Genomic DNA, 10,666 nt, shown 5'->3' with positions numbered 1-10,666 from the left:
CCTTGTGGGGGAGATGTCCGGCAGGACAGAGGGGGCGCCACACGGCACAACTGAGAGGGCCCTCACGCCAAAACACCGCCCCCGCCCCCCAAAAACACCCTCTGCCCCACCCCTCATCTCGCAAATGCGAAACATTTTACTGCAAAGCACAACAAAACACTTTGAATACTATCGAAATCTGAGAATTGCGCATATATGACGCACCGTGGCTTGCTGCACGCTTCCCCCAGAGCGCCCCGCCGAGCCACCGCCGGCCCGTTTTGACAACGGCATTCAAAGGAAAATACCCGGCGTCCACAACAGGAGGTTCCAAAGTGGCCAGTATAACAACAAGCAATGCTGCGAAGACGTCGGCGTCGTCGTCCCCGGCAGCCAACTATCAATTCGCGCTCATCGCGCTGACATCGCTGTTCTTCATGTGGGGTTTCATCACCTGCCTGAACGACATTCTCGTCCCACATCTGAAGAACGTCTTCCAGCTGAACTACACGCAGTCGATGCTCATTCAGCTTTGCTTCTTCGGCGCCTATTTCATCGCCTCGCTGCCATCGGGCGCGATCGTCAAGCGCATCGGCTATAAGTGGGGCATCGTGCTCGGCCTGATCGTCGCCGCCATCGGCTGCGCGCTATTCGTTCCGGCCGCCAGCTACCGCGTCTACGGCCTGTTCCTCGGCGCGCTCTTCGTGCTCGCATGCGGCGTCACGCTGCTGCAGGTCGCGGCCAACCCCTATGTCACCGTTCTCGGCCCGCCGGATACCGCCGCCAGCCGCCTGACCATGACCCAGGCCTTCAACGCACTTGGCACCACGATCGCGCCGATCTTCGGCGCCTTCCTGATCCTGTCGGCAGCCACCGCGGCCGTTTCCGGCGCCACGCCCGAACAGCTCGACGCGATCAGGATCGCTGAAGCCGGCGCCGTGAAGTTCCCCTACATGCTTCTTGCAGCCGCCTTCCTGGTGCTCGCAGCCGTCTTCGCGGCCCTCAAGCTGCCGCAGGTCGAAGGCGATGAGGAGATCGAACCGATCGTCGGCGGTGGCTCGGCCTGGCAGTTCCGCCACCTCGTGCTCGGCGCCATCGGCATCTTCGTCTATGTCGGCGCCGAAGTCAGCATCGGCAGCTTCCTCGTCAACTTCATGAGCCAGCCCGACATCGCCGGCTTCTCGGAAGCCGACGCCGCCCATTACGTCTCCTACTTCTGGGGTGGCGCCATGGTCGGTCGCTTCATCGGCGCGGTTGCCATGCGCTATGTCGACGACGGCAAGGCGCTCGCCTTCAACGCGGCCGCCGTCATCATCCTGCTGCTCGTCACCGTGTTCACGACCGGTCACACCGCCATGTGGGCGATCCTCGCCGTTGGCCTGTTCAACTCGATCATGTTCCCGACGATCTTCTCGCTCGGTCTCTATGGCCTCGGCAAGTTCACCAGCCAGGGCTCCGGCATCCTGTGCCTGGCGATCGTCGGCGGCGCGCTCCTGCCTGTCCTCCAGGGCGTTCTTGCCGACACCATCGGCATCCACCTCGCCTTCCTGATGCCGATCGTGTGCTACGCATACATCGTCTTCTACGGGCTCAAGGGTCATCGCCCGGTTGCCCATCAGGTTGCCAAGCACGCCTGACCGATAAAATCGCGCCCCGCCGCACTGGCGGGGCGTTTCCACTCTTGCGCCATCACACACGTCTTGGCATGTTGCCGTGCAACAATAGGTGGAGAAACTGCCAATGAAGGCCTTGCTGCTGATCGACATCCAGAACGGGTTCTGCCCCGGCGGAAACCTCGCCGTTCCCGATGGCGACAAGGTGGTCCCGATCGCCAACCGGCTGATCGCAAGCGACCGATACGACCTGATCGTCGCCTCGCAGGACTGGCATCCCGAAGGCCACGGCAGCTTCGCCTCCTCTCACGAAGGCAAACAACCCTTCGAACTCCACGAACTATCAGGCAAGCCGCAGATGATGTGGCCGGACCATTGCGTCCAGGGCACGAAAGATGCCGAGCTTCATCCCGAACTCAGGGTGCCCGAGATCGACGTGATCTTCCAGAAGGGCGAGAAGCACCACGTCGACAGCTACTCCGCCTTCCGCGACAACGACCAGGACGCCATAACCGGCCTCGCCGACTATCTCAAGGAACAAGGCGTCACCGAGCTCGACCTCTGCGGCCTCGCCACCGATTACTGCGTCAAGTTCTCGGCCCTCGATGCGCTCGAAATGCTCCCCGGCGTCAAGGTGCGTTTCATCGAGGACGCCAGCCGCGGCATCACGCCGGAAGGTGTGGCCGCCGCGATCAAGGAGATGCGCCAAAGCGGCATCGACATCGTCACCAGCGAGCAGCTGATCGGCGACTAGAGCAATTCCAGCAAAAGTGTAGCGCGGTTTTGCGTCCGGAATTACGTCATAACAAATAGATAGAGCATCTTTGCATTTCGAAGAAACGCGGAAAGGCTCTAATCGCCCGCCTCGCGCTGCAACTGATAGACATCATCCGAGAAGTCGTCGATGCGTCGCGCCAGCGCTGCCTGCGCATCGTCGATGCCCTGGCGATAATAGGCGGCCCCCACCTCCTTGGCGAAGAAATCAAGCACCAGTTCGGCCTTCAACAGGCCGATCGGCTGGTCGAGCTCGCGGTCGAAGTGGTGCTGGATGCGCGCGATCAGCGCCGCCTTCTCGTCCTTGGAAAATTCGATCGGCTTCATCGTCCCCTCATTGGCTTCACGGCTACTGCTTTGGCACCGTTCAGCGAAATCGATCGGTCAATCAAGGAAATTCGCTTGCGGCCATAGTCCTCGCCCCTTAGAGGGGTTCCAAATTCCAGGAGGATGATCGCGGATGTCACGTGCGAATTTTATCGACGGTCTGCGCGGCGGTTTCCCGATTGCGCTGGCCTCCGCCCCGTTTGGCGCGCTGTTCGGCGCGCTCGCCGCAGATCACGGCATGTCGCTGTTCGAACTCACCTTCATGAGCGCCACCGTCTATGCCGGCGCCAGCCAGATGGTCGGCCTCGAGCTTTTCGGGCATGACGTCCAGGCATGGCTGATCGTCGCCTCCATCCTCGCCGTCAATTTCCGCCACGTGCTCTATTCCGCGGCGATCGCGCCCTACATCAAGCATTTCACCAAGCTGCAGAAGTTCTTCACCTTCTTCCTGCTCGTCGACCCGCAATTCGCCGAGACGGTGAAGCGCGGCGAAGCCGGAAAGCCGGTGACTTTTGCCTGGTATCTCGGCTTCGGCCTGATCATCTATGTTCCGTGGACGCTGGTCAGCCTGCTCGGCGGCACGCTCGGCCGCTATATCGGCGATCCGAAGTCGATCGGGCTGGATATCCTGCTGCCGGCCTATTTCCTTGGCATCGTTCTCGATTTCCGCCACCGCGACAACTTCATTCCCGTGGCCGCCGTCAGCGCCGTCGCATCGGTCGTCGCCTATCACTATGTCGGCTCGCCCTGGCATGTGAGCCTGGGCGCTGCCGCCGGCATCCTGCTTGCCGCTTTGTTCCCGCCGCCGCCGACGGCGCAGGAACTCGAATCCGATCTGCACGAGGTGTGACGTGACCTTCGATCCCCACATGTTGCTGATCATCCTGGCGGCCGCCGTCGCAACCTATGCGACGCGTATCGGCGGCTATATCCTGATCACCACGATGAAGCGCATTCCGCCCCGCATGGAATCGGCCCTCGCCGCCGTGCCGGCAGCGGTCTTGACCACGCTCGTCGCCCCCGCCTTCTTCACCGGCGGCTGGGAAACCAAGCTGGCGCTTGTTGTTGCCCTTCTGGTCGGCCTGCGCGTCTCGCACACATGGATGCTGGTCGCCGCCTGGGCGGTCGTCATGGCCTGGCGCCACACGATCGGCGGCTGACGCGGCGACCGATCACAGTCGCCGCCTCCCACAATTTCGATAGCTCTCAATACTCCAGCGGCAGCGTCGCATTCTCCAGCCACGCCTTGACCTCGTGGTCATGGATCAGCGGCATCAACGCCTCGCGTGTCTTCACGTGATAATCGTTGAACCAATGCAGCTCGTCATGGGTGAGCAACTCGGGAATGACGAGGCTGCGGTCGATCGGGCAGAAGGTCAGCGTCTCGAAGCTCAGCACCGGCATGTCGCCGCCCTCGACGGGCTCGGCATCGCGCACGTAGATCAGGTTCTCGATGCGGATCCCGAAGGCGCCCGGCCGATAGTAACCAGGCTCGTTGGAGAGGATCATCCCCGGCAGAAGCTCCTGCGTCGACATCCTGGAGATCCGCTGCGGCCCCTCGTGAACCGAGAGATAGGACCCGACGCCGTGACCCGTGCCATGGCCGAAATCGGCCCCTGCCCGCCAAAGCGCGATACGCGCCAGCGGATCGAGATCGCAGCCACGCGTACCCCTGGGGAACCGCGCCGTGCTGATCTGGATCATCCCCTTCAGCACCAGCGTGAAAAACCGCTTCTGCTCTTCGGAGACCATCCCGACGCCCACCGTGCGGGTGATATCGGTGGTGCCGTTGATGTATTGCGCGCCGGAATCGATCAGGAACAGCTCGCCCGCCTCAAGCTTGCGGTTGCTCTCGGTCGTCACCCGGTAGTGCATGATCGCCGCGTGCGGTCCGGCACCGGAGATCGTGTCGAAGGAGATGTCCTTCAGCGGGTTCTGCATGCTCTGCCCGACCTTTGCACGCGCCGCCTCGAGCTTCTCGGCGACCTCGATCTCGGTCACCGTGCCGGGCTTGGTCTGCGCCAGCCAGCACAGGAACTCGACCATCGCCGCGCCATCCTGCAGATGCGCAGCCGCCGAACCGTTGATCTCGACACTGTTCTTCACCGCCCGCGGCAGCTTCGCCGGATCATTGCCCTCGACCACGACGCCACCCGCCGCGCGAATGATGCTGGCAAGGCCGTAGGAGGTGAGATCGGGATCGACGAGCACCCGGCCGCCATCCCTGGAAACCGCCGAAAGCTTTTCCTCGAGCGCCGATGGCGGCAGCTGAACGCACATCTGTGCCAGATAGGCCTCCTGCTCGATCCCGGTCTTGCGCTTGTCGAGAAACAGGTCGGCCTTGCCGTCGGCGTAGATGATGGCGCGCGCCAGCGGATGCGGCGTGTGCGGCACGTCGGCGCCGCGAATGTTGAAGATCCAGGCAACCGAAGAGGGATCGGCGATCAGAACAGCCTTGATATCCTTGGCTTTAAGATCGGCCGCGATCTTGGCGATCTTCTCATCGGCCAGAATACCCGCCTGCGCCACGTTCTGGATGGCAACGGCGCCCAGCGGCTCCTGCGGCCGGTCGGCCCAGAGCCTGTCGAGCGGATTGTGCGGGAGGATGACCAGCGAGCCGCCAATCGCATCCAGCGCCTTTTCCAGCCGCTTGACCTCGGCGCCCGAATGCAGCCACGGATCGATCCCGAGCCGCAGCCCCTTGGCGCCGTGATTGCCGAGCCACAGATGCGGCGGCTCGTTGACGAGATCGCCGCCCGTAAACACCGAACCGTCCACCTGCTCGGCAAGCTGCGTCACATAGCGGCCGTCGACGAACACGATCGCCTCAGTGCGCGTCACCAGCGCCATGCCGGCCGAGCCGGTGAAGCCTGTCAGCCACGCCAGCCGCTCCGAACAGGCCGGCACATATTCGCCGTTGAACTCGTCCGCCCTGGGGACAAGAAAGGCGTCGATCGCAAGTTCGTCGAAACTTGCACGCAGCGCAGAGGTGCGATCGCGGCCGAATTGTGGCGTGGAGGTGACTTCGAAAGACTGGTACATGCTCAAAAACCTGATGTTTGGTCCGACATTCAACCCGAATCCGGCAGGCGGAATGCCGCTATGTTATCGGAATTTCACGCGAACGGGAGAAAAACCGCGTCGCGCCGATGATCGAAAGCCGCGTAATATTTGGGCGGAAATGAGGCGCAATTCACCGGCTTGGCACGCTTTATGCATTGGCTGCATGGCTCCCATGAGACAAACCCTCTGCCTCGATTTTTTCAATCGGTTATAAGGCGCTCATCGAATGGTTCAAAGTGAACCGGAAACAAAAGGAATTTTGAAATGACTGCCTCTCTGTCGCGCTCCGCTTACAGCAGCCCGGTACAGGCTGGCGAGCGCCAGACTGTCCGTCATATCATCGGCGCTCGTCGCCCGCTGAACGAAGGCCCCCGCACCATTCTCGCTGGCGCCGCAAGAAGCTACGCATTCTGAGCAACGCGCCGCTCCGCTCTCCTCCTCCCTCACCGGAGCGGCGATCAGAATAAGTAGACGTCTGCTTGAGCACTCCTCCTCATCAAGCTCGCAGACATGATCGGGAAACCGGTCGCAAGGCGGTGCCATCGGCGCCGCCTTTTCTTTTTGTCGCGATGTGAAGCGATCCAAATGAAAAAGCCCCGAGGCCAATCAGGCGCTCGGGGCTTTTTTTGAATGCAGGCCTAAAACCTTGACCTTACGGCCGGTCGAGATGGATCGTCACCCAGCCATTGCGCCAGATGGTGCGCACATGCCTCAGATGCGCGCCATTATAGGCCGCCAGCACCTTCCAGCGCTGCGATGCCAGAATGCCCGACAGGATCACCGATCCGCCCGGCGCCAGATGCGTGACCAGCTGCGGCGCCATCTTGATCAGCGGCCGCGCCAGGATATTGGCGATGATGAGATCGAACGGACCATGGTTCGAAAACGCCGTCGAATGGAACCCAGGCGCCGTCTCCGTCACGATACCCGACGCGATGCCGTTGCGGCGCACGTTCTCGGCCGCAACACGGGTGGCGATCGGATCGATGTCGGTAGCGAGAACCGGAATGTTCTTCAGCTTGCGCACCGCGATCGCCAGAACGCCGCTGCCGGTGCCGAGATCGAGCGCGTTGCGCACCCGGCGCGAACGCACCACGCGGTCGATGACCTCGAGGCAGCCCGCCGTCGTGCCATGGTGGCCTGTGCCGAAGGCCTGACCGGCATCGATCTCGATGGCGATATCGCCGGAGCGCACCTTGTCGCGGTCGTGCGAACCATGAACCAGGAACCGCCCTGCCCGCACCGGCTTCAGCCCCTCGAGCGACTTCGCAACCCAGTCGACATCGGGAATGACCTCGCGCTCGACGGCCATATCCGGGAACGCTTCGGAAAGCGCCGCCTCGACGCGGACGCGAACGTCATCCTCGTCCTCGCGCATCATGTAGACGGAGGCTTCCCAGATGTCCTTCTTCTCGTCGATTTCGGTGGTGGCGATGGCGAAGTCTTCTTCGCCGAACACCTCGGACAAAAGGTCGAGCACTTCCCCGGCCAGCACTTCTGTCGTCGTCACATAGAGGCGGATTTCACTCAAGGTCGGTCTTTCCCGTTACAACGCGCCATCGATCCACGGCGGCGGCGGCGTGTCGTATCCCGCAACGCCGGTCAGCAATCTTCGTTGGAATGCAGGTAGTCTAAAAAGCACCGGCACCGCAAGGTTCCGGATCGAAATAGCCAGTCGATTGCGCATCGCAATCAGCCTTGTCAGCTGCCGTGTCTGCTTCAGCACCGTCTTGACCGCCGGCAGCCGCAACCGGCTGTACTCAGCCTCCCGCCCCTCGGAAATCAGATAGGCGAGCCAGCAGGCATCCTCGATCCCGAGATTCATCCCCCGCGCGCCGGCAGGCGAATGGATATGGGCAGCATCGCCGGCCAGAAACACGTTGCCCTTGGCCATCTCTTCGACATGCCGGAAATGAATGCGAAACTCCGAGGCCCAGAGACGCTCCGCCACCGGCCCGGGATGGACGATCTTCGTCTCGAAATCCGGCAGCGTCGAAATGAACCGCAGCACATCGCGCTCGACCGGGATCCTGCCGACCATCCCGGGATCGACCAGCTGCATCTCGATGAAGTGCGGGTCGATCTCCTTTTTGTAGCGAAAGTCGGCGAGATAGAAGCTGCTCTCCAGCGCCTCACCCGGAAAGCCGATGCCCACAGCCTTGCGCACCACCGAATGCGCGCCATCCGCACCGATGACGATATCGAATGTGGCCGTCTCGACCGTGCCGTCAGGCTTGCGCAGCGTGACGACGGGCTTGGCATCGCCGGATACCTTCTCGATCGCGGTCTGCCATTCGGGATCGACCTCGTAATCATCGAGCTTGCTTAAGAGCAATCGTTCGGTGTGTCCCTGCGCCAGCGCGTAGATGGCGCTGAAGCGCCCCGGCAGCTTCGTCGTGTCGACCGTCGCCAGGCGATTCCCCCAAGAGGTCGCGCGAAACTGCGCGATCTGCTGTGCCTCCTGCAGGATGGCATCCGTCACCCGCGATGGACCAAGCAGCGTCAGCGTTCGCGCATTGACGCCGAGTGCCCTGCTTTCGGCAAGCGGAACGGGACCGATGTCATTGTCGACGACACGCGGGCGAAAGCCGCGTCGGGCGAGTTCGAGGGCAACGGTGAGACCGGTCGTGCCGGCGCCTGCAATCAGAATGCTGCGATGCCCCGGCGCCATGATCTCATCCCTTGTTGGCGAGGTTCTCCAGCTTTTTTACCGCCGTATCGGGATTTTCGCCATAGGCGATCGTACCGGAGAATCGCCCTTGGGAATCGAGCAAGAACACCGAGGCCGTGTGATCCATGGTGTAATCGCCATTGGGGTTGTTTTCGTCGACCGGCACCTTCTTGGCGTAGACGCGGTAACCCTTGATCACCTCGGCCACCTTGTCCGGCGCACCCGAAATGCCGACGATCCGCTTGGAGACGTTCGACACATACTGGTTCATCACCTCGGGCGTATCGCGCTCGGGATCGACGCTGACGAAATAGGCATGCAGCTTGTCGCCATTGGGATCGACCTGCTTCAGCCAGCCATCCAGTTCGAACAGCGTCGTCGGGCAGACCTCGGGGCAATGGGTGAAGCCGAAGAACACCGCCGACGGCTTGCCGCGAAACGCCTGCTCGGTGATCGGCTTGCCATCCTGCGCCACAAGCGTGAACGGCACGCCGAACGGACTGTCGGAGGCCACTTCCTTGGTCTGCGTCACATTCAAGGTCAGCCATCCCAGGATACCGGCCATCAGGAACACGGCAACCCACACGGCGATACGCACTGTTTTCATCGATAATTTCCTCGCCCGGGAAAGCAATCCCATCCCCTTGCCTGATATCGCGTCGCCGGCAGCCACGCAATTCAACAAGACGTTTTTCGGGCCGTGATGAATTGCCTCACCCGTGCGACATCCGCAATCTGCAAAACCGGGCCCGATATTGCCGCGAACCCGCGACATGTTAAATCAATCGTAACCTCTCCACGCGAACAATCGAAACAACTGAACGAGATCGATACAGCGACGACTCGAAGCCTGACGAACAGGCTGAAGACGCGGCGGGATCGACAAGACGAACGTTCGATATCGGCGAGGGCATGAATGCCCGTCACACGCCGCGGGAAGCATCAGCAGCCTCGCATCCGACATCATCTTCCGCACGCAGCCTCATGGGCGACGTCGCGGGCGCATTCAGCGGCGGCAGCGTCGCACGAGCCATGGCCGCTCCGGCCGGAGACAACTGGGAAGAATTTTGATCATGAATAGCACTGTCATCAACCAGACCGGTTCTCATTTGGAGATCGTGTCCTTCCATCTCGGCGAGCAGGAATTCTGCATCGACATCATGGCGATCCGCGAAATCCGCGGTTGGGCGCCGGTCACCCCGATGCCGCACACGCCGCCCTACGTTCTCGGCCTGATCAACCTGCGCGGCGCCGTTATCCCCGTCATCGACATGGCCTGCCGCCTCGGCATGAAGATGACCGAGCCTTCCGAGCGCTCCGCCATCATCGTCACCGACATCGCCGGCAAGCTGGTCGGCCTGCTGGTCGAGCAGGTCTCCGACATGATGACCATCAAGAGCGAAGACCTGCAGCCGGCGCCGGAAATCATTCCGGAAGAACAGCGCGCCTTCTGCCGCGGCATCGTGGCGCTGGAAAAGACCATGGTCTGCTTCCTCAACCTCGACACCGTCATCGCCGACGAACTGGCCCGCGAAGCCGCGTAAGCCGGATCGAACGCTTCAATGCAAAACAGCCCGCGACGGGATCCGTCGCGGGCTGTTTTCGTTTCAATCGCCAGCCGGCCTAAGCCTAGCCTGAGATCTCGACGGAGAAGGCAAAGCGCGCGGTCTTGCCCGCTTCAAGCGTCTGGCTGTAGGGCCGCTCGGCAAGCGCCTTGGAGCCGCCATTCTCGGCCGCCATGCCATGCCAGGGCTCGATGCAGATGAACGGTGCGCCGGGCTTCTGCCAGAGCGCCAGATTGGGCAGGTTCTCGAAGCTGAAATGCAGCGTCGGCCCGCCCTCGGCTCTATAGCGCAGCCCCTCGCCAGCCCCTTCCGGAAAGACCATCGCGTCCTCATCGAACATCCTGTGATCGAGCACCAACCGTCCGTCCTTGAACGGCGAAGGATGCTTGGCGAAAGACAAGAGCCCGCCGGAGAGGCGGATGAGCGCGGGTTCGGCGCCATTGTCCAGCGTGATCACATGATCGCTACCTTGGGCACCCGGCAGCGGCCAGACGAAGGCGGAGTGGAAGCCGAGCCCGAACGGCATCGGCCGCGTGTCGCGATTGCTCACCTCTGCGGCGACCGTCAGCGTGCGGCCCTCAAGGCTGTGCTCCACCGCAAGCACGAAATCGAACGAATAGACCGCCTTCGTCGCCTCCGACGCCGCAAGTTCGTAGCGGCACATCGTATCGCTG

Annotated in this window: 12 protein-coding genes; 6 read left to right on the top strand and 6 right to left on the bottom strand. The window is 62.1% G+C overall.

Translation table 11 applies throughout. From position 1 onward, the window contains the following. Window positions 1–314 precede the first annotated feature (314 nt). Both B3605_RS24695 and pncA read left to right on the top strand, forming a co-directional pair. Window positions 315–1,616 carry a sugar MFS transporter gene (locus B3605_RS24695; RefSeq protein ID WP_183795121.1) on the top strand — a complete coding sequence of 434 codons (1,302 nt, stop codon included), beginning with the start codon at window positions 315–317 and terminating at the stop codon, window positions 1,614–1,616. Between the two features lie 103 nt (window positions 1,617–1,719). Beyond that, complete coding sequence (pncA, locus tag B3605_RS24690; RefSeq protein WP_112944283.1) at window positions 1,720–2,346, top strand: bifunctional nicotinamidase/pyrazinamidase; 627 nt, start codon at window positions 1,720–1,722, stop codon at window positions 2,344–2,346. A 98-nt stretch (window positions 2,347–2,444) separates the two neighbouring features. On the opposite strand, the gene B3605_RS24685 is transcribed toward pncA, so the two are convergent. Then, window positions 2,445–2,693: a DUF2164 domain-containing protein gene (locus B3605_RS24685; protein ID WP_047505768.1), complete on the bottom strand. Its 249-nt coding sequence runs from the start codon at window positions 2,691–2,693 to the stop codon at window positions 2,445–2,447. A gap of 133 nt (window positions 2,694–2,826) precedes the next feature. Here B3605_RS24685 and B3605_RS24680 point away from each other — a divergent pair, with 133 nt between their 5' ends. Next, the gene (locus B3605_RS24680; RefSeq protein ID WP_112944284.1) at window positions 2,827–3,543 is read left to right on the top strand and encodes an AzlC family ABC transporter permease; all 717 of its coding nucleotides are present in this window, start codon (window positions 2,827–2,829) and stop codon (window positions 3,541–3,543) included. A 1-nt stretch (window position 3,544) separates the two neighbouring features. Continuing rightward, window positions 3,545–3,853 (top strand): AzlD family protein, encoded by a 309-nt coding sequence (locus B3605_RS24675; protein WP_112944285.1) that lies wholly within the window; start codon window positions 3,545–3,547, stop codon window positions 3,851–3,853. 46 nt (window positions 3,854–3,899) lie between these two features. Here B3605_RS24675 and B3605_RS24670 read toward each other — a convergent pair whose 3' ends face one another. After that, complete coding sequence (locus tag B3605_RS24670; RefSeq protein WP_112944286.1) at window positions 3,900–5,735, bottom strand: aminopeptidase P family protein; 1,836 nt, start codon at window positions 5,733–5,735, stop codon at window positions 3,900–3,902. A 285-nt stretch (window positions 5,736–6,020) separates the two neighbouring features. On the opposite strand from B3605_RS24670, the gene B3605_RS24665 reads away from it, so the two are divergent. Then, window positions 6,021–6,170 (top strand): hypothetical protein, encoded by a 150-nt coding sequence (locus tag B3605_RS24665; protein ID WP_018897591.1) that lies wholly within the window; start codon window positions 6,021–6,023, stop codon window positions 6,168–6,170. A 238-nt stretch (window positions 6,171–6,408) separates the two neighbouring features. Here B3605_RS24665 and B3605_RS24660 read toward each other — a convergent pair whose 3' ends face one another. Genes B3605_RS24660 through B3605_RS24650 form a run of 3 tightly spaced genes read right to left on the bottom strand, consistent with a single transcriptional unit; the run spans window position 6,409 to window position 9,034 of the window. Then, complete coding sequence (locus B3605_RS24660; RefSeq protein WP_112944287.1) at window positions 6,409–7,287, bottom strand: 50S ribosomal protein L11 methyltransferase; 879 nt, start codon at window positions 7,285–7,287, stop codon at window positions 6,409–6,411. 15 nt (window positions 7,288–7,302) lie between these two features. Further along, on the bottom strand, window positions 7,303–8,427 hold the full coding sequence (locus B3605_RS24655) for an FAD-dependent oxidoreductase (RefSeq protein WP_112944288.1): 1,125 nt from the start codon (window positions 8,425–8,427) through the stop codon (window positions 7,303–7,305). A gap of 4 nt (window positions 8,428–8,431) precedes the next feature. Next, on the bottom strand, window positions 8,432–9,034 hold the full coding sequence (locus B3605_RS24650) for an SCO family protein (protein ID WP_112944289.1): 603 nt from the start codon (window positions 9,032–9,034) through the stop codon (window positions 8,432–8,434). Between the two features lie 466 nt (window positions 9,035–9,500). Here B3605_RS24650 and B3605_RS24645 point away from each other — a divergent pair, with 466 nt between their 5' ends. Beyond that, entirely contained in the window at window positions 9,501–9,971 is a 471-nt protein-coding gene (locus B3605_RS24645; protein WP_037110830.1) for a chemotaxis protein CheW, read from the top strand. 85 nt (window positions 9,972–10,056) lie between these two features. Here the strand turns inward: B3605_RS24645 and B3605_RS24640 are convergent. Next, window positions 10,057–10,666 (bottom strand): aldose 1-epimerase family protein (locus B3605_RS24640; RefSeq protein ID WP_296436799.1); only part of this gene is annotated, 610 nt, incomplete at its 5' end.

This window comes from Rhizobium sp. UBA1881 (assembly GCF_002338015.1).
Taxonomy (GTDB): Bacteria; Pseudomonadota; Alphaproteobacteria; order Rhizobiales; family Rhizobiaceae; genus Rhizobium.
The sequence above is the reverse complement of the archived record's forward strand: the minus strand, read 5'-3'. Positions and strand labels throughout refer to the sequence as shown.